Here is a 14,200-nt window from a genome sequence, read left to right as displayed (position 1 = left end):
AACCGTAACACTCCGGCCCTTGCGGTCAAATTCCTTGAAGTTATCCAGCGGTGCGAAACGTCAGGTTGAAACGCTGTTCGCCCAGTTGCGGATGCCGGCCGTGTTTGATCGGCAGGATGCCGTGATAGCGCAGCCGGTCGACGCCGCCCCAGATCACCATGTCGCCATGCAACAGCGAAATGCGCTGACTCTTGTCGCTGCGGGCGAAACCGCCGAACAGGAACATGGCGGGCAACCCCAATGACAGGGACACGATAGGTGCGGCGTAGGAATGTTCGTCTTTGTCCTGATGCAAAGACATTTTCGCGCCGGGAACATAGCGGTTGATCAGGCAGGAATCCGGTATGAAGTCGGAAAATCCGACTTGCTTCGCCGCTGCCTGGGACAACTCGCGAAAGACTTCAGGCATCTGTGGCCACGGCTGATGGCTGATCGGATCTTCGGACGAATAGCGGTAACCGCTGCGATCGGTGATCCAGCCCAAAGTGCCGCAGCTGCTGGTGGCAACGGACATGCTGAAGCCGCCGGGGGTCATCATGTGCCGCAACGGGGCACGTCCGATGACCGATTTCAGCGCCGGCAGCAATTGCTCGATACGGGACAGGGCGAAGCCACGCAAGACCCACGATTGCTCTCCAATCTGCTCGGAGCGGTGTGGCTGCTCGGTGTCGGCGAAGAGGTCGAAATTGCTGTGCATGATGGTCAGGTTGCGTCGTGGAAGATGATGCCGAGAGTATGCCGTTTTCCGCTGTGCAGGCGACTCACGCCGTGACGCATGGTGACGCGATAATCGCCGCGCACGCCTTTGACCGGGCGCTGGTTGACGGCAAAGATCAAGGCGTCACCTTTTTTCAGATCCATCACCAGCGGGCGAGACTGCATTCTTGGACGTTGCTCGGTCAGGACGAATTCTCCTCCGCTGAAGTCTTCTCCCGGTTCCGACAGAAGAATCGCCACTTGCAGCGGAAAGACATGTTCGCCGTACAAATCCTGATGCAGACAGTTGTAGTCCAGCGGGCCGTATTGCAGCAAGAGCGGGGTAGGCCGCAGTTGACCGGCGGCGTGACAGCGCGCAAGAAACTCGCTGTGCAGGGGTGGAAATCGTTGCGGCAAACCCATTCGTTCGTGCCAGCGGTTGGCCAGGCGAACAAGTCGTGGATAAAACGTACTGCGCAGGTGCTCCACCAGCGGTGGTAACGGATAGCGCAGATATTTGTACTCGCCGCGCCCGAACCCGTGACGGGCCATGATGACTTGCGAGCGGAACGGTTCGCTTTGAGGGTAAAGCGCACTCAGGCGCTCGCAGGTTTCCGGGCGCAACAACGAGCGGATAACGGCACAGCCGTCCTGATCCAGCTGTTGTTCCAGCGCGATCCAGTCGAGCGTATCGAGGGGAGAGTCGGGTGACATCGGCATGCTGATTCCTTGGTGCTTGTCCAGGCGATCAGTCAGGCAGCCCGCGACGCCGGAACACTCCGGCGCTTGCGGTCGAATTGTCACCCGTGTCTTACAAGGCCTTGCTGACGCTGATATCGCTGATCACATCGCCGCTCTGGCCATGCAGGGCATCCAGCGCAGCCTTGGCTTCTTCCGGCGTGCCGTTTTCCAGCTGGGCGAATTCGAAGCGGCGCTCGCCGTTGAGTTTGTACTTGATGACGTATTTGGTCGTTTGAGCCACGGTCATGCTTACCTGATTATATTGAGGGAGGCGATCAGCTGAGTTTCGAGCTGGAACGACGGATGATCTTGATCGAGTGCGTCAGGGTCGGCTTGCGAGTCACGCTGATTGCGCGGCGGCTGACGGTGTCGATGGTGATATTCCAGAAACCGGTGCTCGGCGCCGTGATGCGGGCCGGGAAGGTGTCGAATGCGCCGCCGTGGTAGGTGTGACGGCCGCCGTTCTTGAAACTGCGGAAGTTGGCGTCGTTCATCAGACGGATGTTGCAGGTTTGCGAGCATTGGATGACGACGATGTCGTCTTCGTTGAGGTGCTCGCGCTGGTGAATAAATTTCATGGGCGCCTCCAGAAGGGCTTTTTCTACAAAATCAAAACGATAGCAAGGTCGATTGGCGGCAGTTTATCAGTCCGGACAGGTTATTATCCGGCCGTCGGGCGCTGCTTTGACAATTAAAAACAGTTATTCGCGATTCCATGTGCGTTAAATGCAATGAGCCTCGGAGAAAATTGGCATTCGTGCTGTCCGACGGTCTTTATAGGAGATTCTGTATGAAGTGGGGTGTGGTCATTGTGCCGTTGGCATTGGCGATGGGTGGTTGCGCAAGCGTTTCGGAGATTAACGAGACATTGCCGACCATGAACGTCATTTCCGGCAAGAAGCCCCACGAATATGCGCAGTGCCTGGCTGACAAGCTGGCGCAAAGCCGCGGGGCCCTGCAAATGGAGCCGCACAAGGACGGGGTTCGGGTGATCGTGCCGGGGAAATTGTCATCCGGCCCGGCGGCGGTGTTTGACATCGAGGATCGTTCCGGCGGCAGCAGTATCAAGTTGCATGAGCGCATGTCCAATGTGCCGATACGCCCTCGGGATGTACGCAATGCCGCCACGGCGTGCATTTCCGGCTGATAAACTGTCAGTCATCGGTATTGATGCCGTCCAGGTCACGCCTGGGCGGCATTGTCATTTCTGGAGATGTGCATGAAGCGGGAGCAGGTGCGCGAGCGCCATAAAGAAGGGCTGATTGCGGCCACGCATGTGATTCAGAACCCGGCGAATCCGGGTGAGTGGATCGTGTTTTTCAAGAAAAGCGCCGGGCGCAGTTATTTTCTGGTGGATGAAAACGACGAAGTCGAATCGTTTGGCCGTGTGGATGACCTGATTGAGGTCGTTCGCGGGCTGGGGATCAAGTTCGCCGAAATCCACATGTAAAACCTACTTGCAGACCACTACGACGCTGCGAGTCTTGTAATTGCCGACGTCGACACCCAGGGTTTTGTCGCTTTCCTTCGGCGCAGGCGTACCTTCCGTCCCAACGATGCGGTAGCCGGTTCCGGCGCAGGAGGCATCGGCTTTTTCATAGCAACTGGCCCAGGAGTTCGCCTCGCCGGAGCAGTCAATGCTCAGGCCTTGTTCGCCATTGTTCAGATAAGTCGTTTCGGACGTGGCGCAGCCGGCCAGGGCCAGAAGCGCAATCAGTGGCAGCATGCGGTGCAGGGTACGGGTGTTCATGGCGATGTCGTCTTCGGAAGGAGAGGGCTAGACGCTATGACAGCGCCGGTGTGAAAAGGTTATAGCGATTGGCCACATCTTTGTGTGCGGGCCAAAAAAAGCCCTGCGCAGTGGCAGGGCCGGTATTTGTGGTCGCCGATCAGTCTTGATCCTTGCCGCGACGCTTTGGTGCAGGAGGCGTGTAATCAAGCACCGCGGCCACTTCAACCGCCATCGCTTCAGTGGGCAATGGGCCGGACACATCTTCGCCGTTGGCGGCGGTGATATGCCACTGGCCATCTTTTGCCTTGGCGACGGTGTACCCGTTGATGATTTTTGCTGCGGACATCTAGCGGCCTCGTTGGCTGGTTCAAAGGCGTCATGATAGCGGGAAATGGGCGAGCGGGCGCGGGCCGATGCGGTGTTCCTGAATCTTTGGGCTACGCTGAATGCGCAGCTTCTGCGTGCGGATTGAACTATCCGCCAGAATATTTCTCTATGTTGACATCGGTTAGCCAGTGCGGGGCATTGTAAGGTGCACGCCGCCTGATTAGACTGCGCCGAAACTCGTACACACAGCCCTTTCAAGGACTTATATGATCAAGAAATGCTTGTTCCCAGCAGCCGGTTACGGTACTCGCTTCCTTCCAGCGACTAAGGCCATGCCCAAAGAAATGCTGCCGGTGGTAAACAAGCCACTGATCCAGTACGGCGTCGAAGAAGCTCTGGATGCTGGTCTGACTGAGATCTCCATCGTGACCGGCCGTGGCAAGCGCGCCCTGGAAGACCACTTCGACATCAGCTATGAGCTGGAAAACCAGATCAAGGGCACCGACAAAGAGAAATATCTGGTCGGTATCCGCAAGCTGTTGGACGAGTGCTCGTTCTCCTACACCCGTCAGACTGAAATGAAAGGCCTGGGTCACGCGATCCTGACCGGTCGTCCGCTGATCGGTGACGAACCCTTCGCTGTGGTGCTGGCGGACGACCTGTGCGTCAACCTCGAAGGCGACGGCGTACTGACCCAGATGGTCAAGCTGTACAAGCAGTTCCGCTGCTCGATCATTGCCATTCAGGAAGTCGATCCGGCTGAGACCAGCAAGTACGGCGTTATCGCTGGCGAGATGATCCGTGACGACATCTACCGCGTACACAGCATGGTCGAGAAGCCAAAGCCGGAAGACGCGCCGTCGAACCTGGCGATCATCGGTCGTTACATCCTGACCCCGGACATCTTCGACCTGATCGAACAGACCGAGCCAGGCAAGGGTGGTGAAATCCAGATCACCGACGCCCTGATGAAACAGGCCCAGAACGGCTGCGTGATGGCCTACAAGTTCAAGGGCAAGCGTTTCGACTGCGGTGGTGCCGAGGGTTACATCGAGGCTACCAACTTCTGCTTCGAAAACTTCTACAAGACTGGCAAGGCCTACTGATAGCGCCTGACCTGTCTGTACGAAAAAGCCACCTTCGGGTGGCTTTTTCATTTTCCGCCCCTATATCGGCAGGAGTGCTTGCCCAAAGGACGACGGCAGGTATGCTGATCGCCTGCCGAGGAGATAGAAATGGCCTACGATTTTGACCTTTATGTAATTGGTGCCGGTTCCGGCGGTGTACGTGCTGCGCGTTTTGCTGCCGGTTTTGGTGCGAAAGTGGCGGTGGCCGAGAGCCGTTATCTGGGTGGCACCTGCGTCAACGTCGGCTGCGTGCCGAAGAAGCTGCTGGTGTACGGCGCGCATTTTGCCGAAGACTTTGAACAGTCGTCCGGTTTCGGCTGGAGCCTGGGTGAAGCGGATTTCGATTGGGCGACTCTGATCGCCAACAAGGATCGCGAGATCAATCGCCTCAACGGTATTTATCGCAATCTGCTGGTCAACAGTGGCGTGACCCTGCACGAAGCGCACGCGAAGATCGTTGGCCCGCATGAAGTGGAGGTCAACGGCGAGCGCTACACCGCGAAAAACATTCTGATCGCCACGGGTGGCTGGCCGCAGATTCCGCAGATTCCGGGGCATGAGCATGCCATCAGCTCCAATCAGGCGTTTTTCCTGAAAGAGCTGCCCAAGCGCGTCCTGGTCGTCGGCGGCGGATACATCGCCGTCGAATTTGCCGGCATCTTCCATGGTCTGGGTGCGGATACCACGTTGCTGTATCGCGGTGATTTGTTCTTGCGCGGCTTCGACGGTTCGGTGCGCAAGCATCTGCAGGAAGAGCTGACCAAGCGCGGCATGGATCTGCAGTTCAATGCCGATATCGAGCGGATCGACAAACAAGCCGATGGCAGCCTCAAGGCTACTCTCAAGGATGGTCGCGTACTGGAAGCAGATTGCGTGTTCTACGCCACTGGCCGGCGTCCGATGCTGGACAATCTCGGGCTGGAAAATACCGATGTGCAGCTCGACGAAAAAGGTTTCATCAAGGTCGACGAGCAGTACCAGACCACCGAGCCGTCAATTTTGGCGCTGGGTGATGTCATTGGTCGCGTTCAACTGACGCCGGTGGCGCTGGCTGAAGGCATGGCGGTGGCGCGACGCCTGTTTAAGCCGGAGCAATACCGGCCGGTGGATTACAAGATGATCCCGACAGCGGTGTTCAGTCTGCCGAACATTGGCACCGTCGGTTTGACCGAAGAAGAAGCGCGTGAAGCGGGTCACGATGTGGTGATCTTTGAAAGTCGCTTCCGCCCGATGAAGCTTACCCTGACTGAATGCCAGGAGCGCACGCTGATGAAGCTGGTGGTCGATGGCAAAACCGACAAGGTGCTGGGTTGCCACATGGTCGGGCCGGATGCCGGAGAGATCGTGCAGGGCCTGGCGATCGCATTGAAGGCTGGCGCCACCAAGCGTGACTTCGACGACACCATCGGGGTGCACCCGACGGCGGCCGAAGAGTTTGTCACCATGCGTACGCCGGTCGGCGCTTAAGTCTTTTTCGGTTCTGCTGCGTCTGGCGCTGCCGCAACGGTGGTGGCCAGGCGCAGGCTGTCTTGCGCCTTGGTCAATTCCTTCTCCAATGACTGATTGAGCTGCGACTGCTCGTCGACGCTCTGCTTGAGTGTCTGGCTGTCCAGCAGCGCCACGCGCAAGCGCTCCTGGAGGAGGGTGCGCTCGCTGTCGACACGGGTCGCTTGCTCCAGCAATTGATCCTGACGCTGATTACTGTGCTTTAGCTGATCCTGCAGCAGGCTCAGTTCACGCAGCGTGCCACGGTTCTCGGTCAGCAGGCGTTCGTTGTCGCGGTGCAATTGAGTGATTTCGTCCTGGCGCACCAGCGCACTTTGCTGCGCCTGACGCAACTCCATCTGCAATTGTTGAACCTGACTTTCGTGACGGCTCTGTTCCTGTTCGCGCTGCTCTTTAACGGCATTGCGGTAGTGCTCAAGCGCGTCTCGGGCATGCAGGTGCTTTTCTTCCAGCGAGCGGATCTGCTCGTCCTTGTCCTGCAAGCGCAATTCGAAATCTGCCAGTGCCTGGTTCAGGCCGGCATTACGTGTCTGTTCGGTTTGCAGCATCGAGCGGGTGTCGCTCAAGACTTCGGACTCTTTCGCTAGCGCTGCACCCTGGATGTCGTGCTTCTTCTCCAGTTGCGCATGGTCCTGGCGCAGCTGATTCAGCTCCGTTTCCAGCGCCTGGCGTTGTTGCTCGTACTGTTCGCGCGCCTGATCGATCGGCTCCTGTGCCTGTTCTTTCAGGCGTTGTGCCAGGCGCGTGACAAGCGCCAGGAGCTCGTCATCGATGGGTTCTGCCGAAGGATCCGCCGGCTGGCTGCCGTCATCCAGCTCCTTCAGATAGCGATGAATCGTGGTTTTCGATCCGGTGTTGCCCAGCTCGATGCGTACCGCGTCGATGCTGGGGTGTTCGCCACGGGCGAGGATCGCTGAGCGCGCGATCTGGACTACTGCTTTGTTAACGCCGCCACGGGCCATATGTGCTCCTACGATTACGTACTGTGGTACATGCCACCAAAGTACGCAGTGTACCATGCTGAAGATAAAGTTAAATGTTTCAAGATAAACGGACGGGATATACTGGTATTACCCCGTGTGAAGCGCCAGAATCCGCTTTTCAATCTTCAAATCAGTACATCTGCGAGAAAACAGCCCATGAGCGATATCGATCGCTATCTGCAAGCCGCCACCCGTGACAACACCCGCCGCAGCTATCGCGCGGCCGTCGAGCATTTCGAAACGGTTTGGGGCGGGTTTCTGCCCGCGACGGCGGACAGCGTCGCGCGCTATCTGGTGGCTCACGCGGGCGTGCTGTCGGTCAATACGCTGAAGCTGCGCCTGTCGGCCCTGGCGCAGTGGCATAACAGTCAGGGGTTCGCCGATCCGACCAAGACGCCGGTGGTGCGCAAAGTATTCAAGGGCATCCGTGCGCTGCATCCCGCGCAGGAAAAACAGGCCGAGCCGTTACAGCTGCAGGATCTCGAGCAGACCGTTGCCTGGCTTGAGCAGGAAATGAAAGAGGCCCGAGAAAAACAGGACCGGCCGTTGCTGCTAAGAGCCTGTCGAGACCGTGCACTGATTCTTCTGGGGTTTTGGCGGGGCTTTCGCAGTGACGAACTGTGCCGGGTGCAGATCGAGCATGTGCAGGCCCACGCTGGCAGTGGCATTACCCTGTACCTACCGCGCAGCAAGGGCGACCGGGAGAACCTCGGTCAGACCTATCAGGCCCCGGCGTTGTTGAAGCTTTGCCCAGTGCAGGCTTACATCGACTGGATCACTGAAGCTGCGCTCGTACGCGGCCCGGTGTTTCGCGCCGTCGACCGCTGGGGCAATCTGAGTGAGGAGGGCTTGCACGCCAACAGTGTGATTCCGTTGCTGCGCCAGGCCCTCGAACGCGCCGGGATAGCCGCCGAGCGCTACACCAGCCATTCGTTGCGACGTGGCTTCGCAACCTGGGCCCATCAAAGTGGCTGGGATCTCAAGTCGCTGATGAGTTACGTGGGCTGGAAGGATATGAAGTCCGCCATGCGCTATGTTGAAGCGAGCCCCTTTCACGGGATGGCCCGGATTACGGATAAGCCGTTGTCGTCGTAGATATCGTTTTCTTCTATTAATACAGTCAGCTAATAGCGAAAACAAATCAGCAGCATCAGGTTTGCCAATGAGCCATCCGTCGAGTGAGTGGGTAGGATTCACCCATCGAATTCACAACCCTGACGGAGAGTCATCAATGCCTATCATCAACAGCCAAGTAAAACCGTTCAAAGCTACCGCGTTCAAAAACGGCGACTTCGTACAAGTCTCGGACGCTGACCTGAAAGGCAAATGGTCCGTAGTGTTCTTCTACCCGGCCGACTTCACCTTCGTTTGCCCAACCGAGCTGGAAGACCTGGCCGACAACTACGCTGCCTTCCAGAAACTGGGCGTAGAAATCTACAGCGTTTCCACCGACACCCACTTTGCCCACGCTGCCTGGCACAACACTTCGCCAGCCATCGGCAAAATCGAATACACCATGATCGGCGACCCGACCCACGTCATCTCCCGCAACTTCGACGTGCTGATCGAAGAAGCTGGCCTGGCAGACCGTGGCACTTTCGTGATCAACCCTGAAGGCCAGATCAAAATCGTTGAACTGAACGATGGCGGCGTTGGCCGTGACGCTTCCGAGCTGCTGCGCAAAATCAAGGCTGCTCAGTACGTCGCTGCTCACCCAGGCGAAGTTTGCCCGGCCAAGTGGAAAGAAGGCGAGGCCACTCTGGCTCCGTCCCTGGACCTGGTCGGCAAGATCTGAGTCTGTGACACACGCAACACAGGGCGGGACTCCGCACCTACTCAAGTAAGCTGCACCGCCCAATAGAAAAGCCCGGGCGAGATTCGCTCGGGCTTTTTTTCGCCTCAAATAAAGTCAGGAGATCGCCCGTATGTTGGACGCCAATCTTAAAGCCCAGTTGAAATCGTACCGGAACGGGTCACCCAGCCGATCGAGATCGTTGCTTCTCTCGACGACGGTGCGAAATCCCGTGAAATGCTTGACTTGCTGAAAGACGTTGCCAGTCTTTCGCACCAGATTACTTTGATCGACAGCGGCGACGATGCACGCAAACCGTCGTTCTCGATCAACCGCCCGGGTGCCGACATCAGCCTGCGTTTCGCCGGCATCCCGATGGGCCATGAATTCACTTCGCTGGTGCTGGCCCTGCTGCAAGTCGGCGGCCACCCTTCGAAGGCCAGTGCCGAAGTGATCGAACAGATCCGCTCGCTCAAGGGCGAGTTCAGCTTCGAGACTTACTTCTCGCTGTCCTGTCAGAACTGCCCGGACGTGGTCCAGGCGTTGAACCTGATGGCCGTGCTGAACCCGAACATCCGCCACGTCGCCATCGACGGCGCGCTGTTCCAGGACGAAGTCAACGATCGCAAGATCATGGCCGTGCCGAGCATCTACCTGAACGGCGAAAACTTCGGCCAGGGCCGCATGGGCCTGGAAGAAATCCTCGCCAAGCTCGACACCGGCGCCATCGAACGTCAGGCCGAGAAAATCAGCGCCAAAGAGTCTTTCGATGTACTGGTGGTCGGCGGTGGCCCGGCCGGTGCTTCGGCAGCTATTTATGCAGCACGTAAAGGCATTCGCACTGGCGTTGCGGCTGAGCGTTTCGGCGGTCAGGTGCTGGACACCATGGCCATCGAAAACTTCATTTCCGTGCAGGAAACCGAAGGCCCGAAGCTGGCGACCGCGCTGGAAGAACACGTCAAGCAGTACGACGTGGACATCATGAACCTGCAACGCGCCGACAAGCTGATTCCAGGCAAGAACGGCGCGCTGCATGAAGTCCACTTTGCCAGCGGTGCAACCCTTAAGGCCAAGAGCGTGATTCTGGCGACCGGCGCACGGTGGCGTGAAATGAACGTGCCGGGTGAGCAGGAATACCGCAACAAGGGCGTGGCGTACTGCCCGCACTGTGACGGCCCGCTGTTCAAGGGCAAACGTGTGGCGGTGATTGGCGGCGGTAACTCCGGCGTCGAAGCGGCCATCGACCTGGCCGGTATCGTGTCCCACGTGACGCTGCTGGAGTTTGATGTACAGCTGCGTGCCGACGCCGTATTGCAACGCAAGCTGCACAGCCTGCCGAACGTCACCGTGATCACCAGTGCGCTGACCACGGAAGTCACCGGCGATGGCCAGAAGGTCAACGGCCTGCGTTACAAGGATCGCAAGACTGAAGAACTGCGTAGCGTGGAACTGGAAGGGATCTTCGTGCAGATCGGTCTGTTGCCTAACACCGATTGGCTCAAAGGCACCATCGAACTGTCGCCGCGCGGCGAGATCATCGTCGATAACCGTGGTGAAACGTCGATCCCCGGCATCTTCGCTGCCGGTGACGTGACCACCGTGCCGTACAAGCAGATCGTGATTGCGGTGGGCGAGGGCGCCAAGGCTTCCCTCAGCGCTTTCGATCACCTGATCCGCACTTCGGCTCCGGCGTAAATCCCGGACCGAAAAAGAAAAACCCCATCAGCGATGATGGGGTTTTTTCTTTTCAGCGTTTACAGCGGCGCCGGCTGAATGATCTCGACCCAGTAGCCATCCGGGTCCTTGATGAACGCCAGGCTCTTCATGCGGCCATCGCTCAGGCGCTTCTGGAAGTCGCAGCCCAGTTCTTCAAAGCGTGCGCAAGCAGCGACGATGTCCGGCACCGAGATGCAGATGTGGCCGAAACCGCGCGGGTCGGTGTTGCCGTTGTGGTAGGCGAAATCGGCGTCGTTTTCGGTGCCGTGGTTGTGGGTCAGTTCCAGGATGCCGGGAATCGACTTCATCCACTCGGTGCGCGCAGCGGCGTCGGCCGGGATCTGCGATTTGTCGACTAGGGCGAGGAAGTACAGGCTGAATTCCGCTTCCGGGAAATCACGCTTCTCTACCAGCGAGAAACCCAGCACGCGGGTGTAGAAGTCCAGCGACTTGGTGATGTCCTTGACGCGCAGCATGGTGTGGTTGAACACGAAGTTGCGGGTTGCGCTGTCCGGGGTGGCGGTGACGCCAGGGAAGGTGTTCAGTTCTTGCAGGCTCATGGGCCCTCCGTAACAAATTGGGGCGAGTGAATGGGCGCAATGATACGCATGCCTTGCGGCATCGCCAAACCGAAAGCGCGGGCTTGCCCTGCGAGCGGGCGAGCCTCAGACTTTACAGCTCAATCTGCGAGTGCCTCTGGTAATGATCCGACCGTTCAAATCGCTGTTCGTTTTCTTTTGCTTGTCCTTCGTCACTGCAATGGCCCTGGCTGATGCGCCGACCATTACCTGGCCGTCTGGCTGGCAAGTAGAGGCATTGCCCGAAACGACGCCTGAAGTCACCCGTCAGCGGGCAGTAAAAATCGATGCCGATGGCAATCAGGTGATGGTGATGGAGTTGACGATGACACGCGTGGAAACAGGTCATCAGGTCAACCTGCAAGGCGTACTGCTGGAGATGCGCAAGTCGGTGCAGAAGGATTTTTTCCAGAGTGGTTATCAGAGCGTTTGCAACAAGGTTCATACAAGCACGCTGGGTTCGTTGGCGGCGCTTGAGACCAATTGTACTGTCACTGAAAACGGCCGTCATGTGTTGTCGCAAACATTGGTCGGTGCAGTGGAGGCGGGCAAGGCCTATGTACTTTCGTATGCCGGCCAAGCGGAGGTTTACAAGGCCAGTGTGGATGAAATTGCGGCCGCGAGAAACAGCCTGAAATTTTAGTCGGCTGTTCGGTGATCAGCGGGACGTTAGATACCTGAAGTAATTAAATATAAAGTTGTTTGGCTCGCAGCGTTGCAATATCCGGAAGCACAGTTTCAGTAGGGTGCGGTGGCCTGGGCTCCAAACTATTTCAACAAAAAATGTTGCATTTGTTAGATATTGTCCAAAAAAAAGCCCTGCATTTGCAGGGCTTTTATGTTTGCAAGGGATTAACCGCGCAACCAGGAATCAACGGCGGCTGCACCGTATTGTTCCTTCCAGGCCTTCAGGCCGCGATGGTTGCCGCCCTTGGTCTCGATCAGCTCGCCGGTGTGCGGGTTCTGATAGACCTTGACCACGCGAGCGCGGCGGGTTTTAGGAGCGGCGGTCAGTTGCAGACCGGATTTGGCCGGGTTCGGATCGAGGATGGCGATGATGTCTTTCAGGCCTTTGCCGTAGGTTTTCATCAGGCCCTGGAGCTTTTCTTCGAATTCGATTTCTTTCTTGAGCCCGGCATCGTTCTTCAGCGACTCCAGCTGCTTGAGCTGTTCCTGAAGGGCCTTTTCAGCTGCACGAAATTCAGCGAGTCTGGACAATATCTTTACTCCAATAGTGTGTTTGGCTGATACCAACCGCAAACAAAGCTATAAGCCAAGAGCCTTGAAGCGACTCGGTGATAGTGGCTCACCTGCCAATCTTGCAACAGGTAAGAAAAATTGTAGTAGTTAATGCGACGAGAGTAAATCCTGACGTTTTCTTTATGTAAAAAACTGCGATGTCTTGTATCAATTTGGTGCGTACGGTCGACGAGTCCGGATTTATCGCGCCAAGTTAATGGTGAGTTAATGCTTCAATGAAGTCTGCGGCCGACATGGGCTTTCCGAACAGATAGCCTTGCAGAAAGTTGACTTGATGCGCCGCCAGGTAATCGCACTGGGCTTGTGTCTCCACACCTTCGGCCACAATGCCGAGGTCGAGTTTTGCGCAGAGTTCGATGATGCTGTCCAGAATGTGTCGTGACAGAGCATCTTTATCGATCATGGCGACGAATGTCTGGTCGATCTTGAGAAAGTCGACATTGAATGTTCTCAAGTAACCCAGGCTCGAATGCCCGGTGCCGAAGTCGTCGATGGCGATCTTCACGCCCATGGCGCGCAGTTGTGCAAACAGTTGATGGGTGATGTCGGTGGGCTCGATCAGCTCGCGTTCTGTCAACTCCAGGACCAGGCTGATGCTGCCGGGGGCGAATGCCGCCAGAAACTCGCGGCAGTCTTCCAGCAACTCGAGATCATGGCAGTGACTGGCCGTAATGTTGATACCGATGTGGAACGGGGCCTCGAATGACGCAGACAGCGGCCCGAGCACCACAGCGGTCTGCTGCATCAATGAACGGGTCATCGGTACGATCAGCCCGGAATGTTCAGCGAACGGTATGAACAGGTCCGGACGCACCAGGCCTTCCTTGGGATGATTCCAGCGCATCAGCACCTCGCAGCCCGACCAGCGTTTGCTGTCGCCGTAGACCACCGGTTGGAAGTAGGGAATGAACTCTCCGGCTTCCAGCGCGCGCAGCATTTCGTGACTGGGGGATGTTGCGCGGTTCTGCACGATATAACCGATTGCCCCGGACACCGCGCCAAAGAAAATCAACAGGCTGAACAGCGGCGGGTATTCGTCGCTCATGTAGTTCCAGGTTTCATCTTCAGGGAAACCGGCGCTCACCGTGTAGGCATAGTGCGGAGAGTTCAACGTGCTCTGGGCCACCGGCAACTCGGGAAGGGCGCCTTGATGCACTTTGCCGTCGGCAGAAAGCCAGTTATTGCCAACCTGCAGCAATAACAATGTCTGCCGGCCGATCAGGCGCAGGATATTGCTCAGGTGGTAGCCGTCCAGCGTCGTCAGTGCGCCGCCCCGACCATCGCTCAGTCGATACACCAGCAGCGCCGTATCAGGCGTAACCGGGTTGCCGTTCATGAGCCATAACTTGCCTTGGGTGTAGTCCCCCGGATTGACGGCTTCCTTGAAGTCGCCGAACAGCGAGCTGCAATAGAGGTTGTTGTCCCACACCAGATTGGTCGAACGCACGAACGGGCGGCGGGTGACTTGTTCGCGCAGGGCCAGTTTGACGTCCTCGCAGGTCTGGCCTGCCAACGGCAGCAGTTCCCGGGCGGATTGGGCGGTGTTGTCGAGCATCAGGTCGAACTGGCGCAAGGCTTCCTCGGCGGTTTGCCGGGAGCTCTGCTCCAGCGTGCGCTCGGCCTGCATGTGCAGAATGAAAGTGCCGATGATGATCGGCAGCAAACCGCACAGCAGCGTCACGATGATTCGGGTACTGCGTTTGCGGCGGGGCCTGGCGGTCAGAGGCATGAGTGCATCCTGT

General features: G+C 57.6%; 17 protein-coding genes and 1 pseudogene. 8 read left to right on the top strand and 10 right to left on the bottom strand.

From position 1 onward, the window contains the following. Window positions 1-40 precede the first annotated feature (40 nt). The 4 genes from alkB to R1A29_RS14965 form a co-directional block, all read right to left on the bottom strand. Window positions 41-697, bottom strand: a complete 657-nt coding sequence (alkB, locus tag R1A29_RS14980) for a DNA oxidative demethylase AlkB (RefSeq protein WP_438298750.1) — start codon at window positions 695-697, stop codon at window positions 41-43. Window positions 698-702: 5 nt separating this feature from the next. Continuing rightward, window positions 703-1,416: a 2OG-Fe(II) oxygenase gene (locus tag R1A29_RS14975; RefSeq protein ID WP_438298749.1), complete on the bottom strand. Its 714-nt coding sequence runs from the start codon at window positions 1,414-1,416 to the stop codon at window positions 703-705. Window positions 1,417-1,507: 91 nt separating this feature from the next. After that, complete coding sequence (locus R1A29_RS14970; protein ID WP_158593095.1) at window positions 1,508-1,684, bottom strand: hypothetical protein; 177 nt, start codon at window positions 1,682-1,684, stop codon at window positions 1,508-1,510. Window positions 1,685-1,712: 28 nt separating this feature from the next. After that, window positions 1,713-2,015, bottom strand: coding sequence for a DUF1883 domain-containing protein (locus R1A29_RS14965; RefSeq protein ID WP_039768744.1), 303 nt, complete (start codon window positions 2,013-2,015; stop codon window positions 1,713-1,715). 212 nt (window positions 2,016-2,227) lie between these two features. On the opposite strand from R1A29_RS14965, the gene R1A29_RS14960 reads away from it, so the two are divergent. Together R1A29_RS14960 and R1A29_RS14955 are read left to right on the top strand one after the other, a co-directional pair. Then, window positions 2,228-2,584 (top strand): hypothetical protein, encoded by a 357-nt coding sequence (locus R1A29_RS14960; protein ID WP_114883336.1) that lies wholly within the window; start codon window positions 2,228-2,230, stop codon window positions 2,582-2,584. A gap of 72 nt (window positions 2,585-2,656) precedes the next feature. Continuing rightward, the gene (locus R1A29_RS14955; protein WP_438298748.1) at window positions 2,657-2,887 is read left to right on the top strand and encodes a hypothetical protein; all 231 of its coding nucleotides are present in this window, start codon (window positions 2,657-2,659) and stop codon (window positions 2,885-2,887) included. A 3-nt stretch (window positions 2,888-2,890) separates the two neighbouring features. On the opposite strand, the gene R1A29_RS14950 is transcribed toward R1A29_RS14955, so the two are convergent. Further along, on the bottom strand, window positions 2,891-3,187 hold the full coding sequence (locus tag R1A29_RS14950; RefSeq protein WP_085710031.1) for a hypothetical protein: 297 nt from the start codon (window positions 3,185-3,187) through the stop codon (window positions 2,891-2,893). A 139-nt stretch (window positions 3,188-3,326) separates the two neighbouring features. Continuing rightward, the gene (locus R1A29_RS14945) at window positions 3,327-3,515 is read right to left on the bottom strand and encodes a hypothetical protein (protein WP_085710030.1); all 189 of its coding nucleotides are present in this window, start codon (window positions 3,513-3,515) and stop codon (window positions 3,327-3,329) included. Window positions 3,516-3,762: 247 nt separating this feature from the next. Here R1A29_RS14945 and galU point away from each other — a divergent pair, with 247 nt between their 5' ends. Continuing rightward, window positions 3,763-4,602 (top strand): UTP--glucose-1-phosphate uridylyltransferase GalU, encoded by an 840-nt coding sequence (galU, locus tag R1A29_RS14940; protein ID WP_085710029.1) that lies wholly within the window; start codon window positions 3,763-3,765, stop codon window positions 4,600-4,602. 129 nt (window positions 4,603-4,731) lie between these two features. Further along, entirely contained in the window at window positions 4,732-6,090 is a 1,359-nt protein-coding gene (gorA, locus tag R1A29_RS14935; protein WP_438298747.1) for a glutathione-disulfide reductase, read from the top strand. On the opposite strand, the gene R1A29_RS14930 is transcribed toward gorA, so the two are convergent. Continuing rightward, entirely contained in the window at window positions 6,087-7,091 is a 1,005-nt protein-coding gene (locus tag R1A29_RS14930) for a DNA-binding protein (RefSeq protein WP_438298746.1), read from the bottom strand. The two genes, gorA and R1A29_RS14930, sit on opposite strands and share 4 nt — an antisense overlap. Before the next feature lie 177 nt (window positions 7,092-7,268). Between R1A29_RS14930 and R1A29_RS14925 the strand changes: the two genes are divergently transcribed. From R1A29_RS14925 to ahpF, 3 genes and pseudogenes are all read left to right on the top strand, one after another. Next, on the top strand, window positions 7,269-8,207 hold the full coding sequence (locus tag R1A29_RS14925) for a site-specific integrase (RefSeq protein WP_438298745.1): 939 nt from the start codon (window positions 7,269-7,271) through the stop codon (window positions 8,205-8,207). A gap of 136 nt (window positions 8,208-8,343) precedes the next feature. Beyond that, window positions 8,344-8,907: an alkyl hydroperoxide reductase subunit C gene (gene ahpC, locus R1A29_RS14920; RefSeq protein WP_003224621.1), complete on the top strand. Its 564-nt coding sequence runs from the start codon at window positions 8,344-8,346 to the stop codon at window positions 8,905-8,907. Between the two features lie 130 nt (window positions 8,908-9,037). Then, window positions 9,038-10,599 (top strand): annotated as a pseudogene (gene ahpF / locus R1A29_RS14915) (alkyl hydroperoxide reductase subunit F). A gap of 59 nt (window positions 10,600-10,658) precedes the next feature. Here the strand turns inward: ahpF and gloA are convergent. Beyond that, a complete protein-coding gene (gloA, locus tag R1A29_RS14910) occupies window positions 10,659-11,180 on the bottom strand; it encodes a lactoylglutathione lyase (RefSeq protein WP_438298744.1) in 522 nt (173 codons plus the stop codon). Window positions 11,181-11,322: 142 nt separating this feature from the next. Between gloA and R1A29_RS14905 the strand changes: the two genes are divergently transcribed. Beyond that, a complete protein-coding gene (locus R1A29_RS14905) occupies window positions 11,323-11,841 on the top strand; it encodes a DUF4946 domain-containing protein (RefSeq protein ID WP_438298743.1) in 519 nt (172 codons plus the stop codon). 209 nt (window positions 11,842-12,050) lie between these two features. Here R1A29_RS14905 and R1A29_RS14900 read toward each other — a convergent pair whose 3' ends face one another. Then, window positions 12,051-12,416, bottom strand: a complete 366-nt coding sequence (locus R1A29_RS14900; RefSeq protein WP_438298742.1) for a histone-like nucleoid-structuring protein, MvaT/MvaU family — start codon at window positions 12,414-12,416, stop codon at window positions 12,051-12,053. 235 nt (window positions 12,417-12,651) lie between these two features. Further along, on the bottom strand, window positions 12,652-14,187 hold the full coding sequence (locus R1A29_RS14895; RefSeq protein WP_438298741.1) for an EAL domain-containing protein: 1,536 nt from the start codon (window positions 14,185-14,187) through the stop codon (window positions 12,652-12,654). Window positions 14,188-14,200 lie beyond the last annotated feature (13 nt).

This window comes from Pseudomonas sp. NMS19W, from assembly GCF_051554255.1.
GTDB lineage: Bacteria > Pseudomonadota > Gammaproteobacteria > Pseudomonadales > Pseudomonadaceae > Aquipseudomonas > Aquipseudomonas kribbensis.
Note: the sequence above shows the minus strand (reverse complement) of the source record. Positions and strands in the feature narration are given on the sequence as shown.

Bases quoted from the DNA above. Each gene is read 5' to 3' on its own strand.
- R1A29_RS14965 (WP_039768744.1), bottom strand. From the start codon at position 2,015: ATGAAATTTATTCACCAGCGCGAGCACCTCAACGAAGACGACATCGTC.
- R1A29_RS14970 (WP_158593095.1), bottom strand. From the start codon at position 1,684: ATGACCGTGGCTCAAACGACCAAATACGTCATCAAGTACAAACTCAAC.
- R1A29_RS14945 (WP_085710030.1), bottom strand. From the start codon at position 3,515: ATGTCCGCAGCAAAAATCATCAACGGGTACACCGTCGCCAAGGCAAAA.
- R1A29_RS14895 (WP_438298741.1), bottom strand. From the start codon at position 14,187: ATGCCTCTGACCGCCAGGCCCCGCCGCAAACGCAGTACCCGAATCATC.
- R1A29_RS14950 (WP_085710031.1), bottom strand. From the start codon at position 3,187: ATGAACACCCGTACCCTGCACCGCATGCTGCCACTGATTGCGCTTCTG.
- R1A29_RS14975 (WP_438298749.1), bottom strand. From the start codon at position 1,416: ATGCCGATGTCACCCGACTCTCCCCTCGATACGCTCGACTGGATCGCG.
- R1A29_RS14925 (WP_438298745.1), top strand. From the start codon at position 7,269: ATGAGCGATATCGATCGCTATCTGCAAGCCGCCACCCGTGACAACACC.
- gorA (WP_438298747.1), top strand. From the start codon at position 4,732: ATGGCCTACGATTTTGACCTTTATGTAATTGGTGCCGGTTCCGGCGGT.
- R1A29_RS14955 (WP_438298748.1), top strand. From the start codon at position 2,657: ATGAAGCGGGAGCAGGTGCGCGAGCGCCATAAAGAAGGGCTGATTGCG.
- R1A29_RS14930 (WP_438298746.1), bottom strand. From the start codon at position 7,091: ATGGCCCGTGGCGGCGTTAACAAAGCAGTAGTCCAGATCGCGCGCTCA.
- galU (WP_085710029.1), top strand. From the start codon at position 3,763: ATGATCAAGAAATGCTTGTTCCCAGCAGCCGGTTACGGTACTCGCTTC.
- alkB (WP_438298750.1), bottom strand. From the start codon at position 697: ATGCACAGCAATTTCGACCTCTTCGCCGACACCGAGCAGCCACACCGC.
- R1A29_RS14960 (WP_114883336.1), top strand. From the start codon at position 2,228: ATGAAGTGGGGTGTGGTCATTGTGCCGTTGGCATTGGCGATGGGTGGT.
- R1A29_RS14905 (WP_438298743.1), top strand. From the start codon at position 11,323: ATGATCCGACCGTTCAAATCGCTGTTCGTTTTCTTTTGCTTGTCCTTC.
- gloA (WP_438298744.1), bottom strand. From the start codon at position 11,180: ATGAGCCTGCAAGAACTGAACACCTTCCCTGGCGTCACCGCCACCCCG.
- ahpC (WP_003224621.1), top strand. From the start codon at position 8,344: ATGCCTATCATCAACAGCCAAGTAAAACCGTTCAAAGCTACCGCGTTC.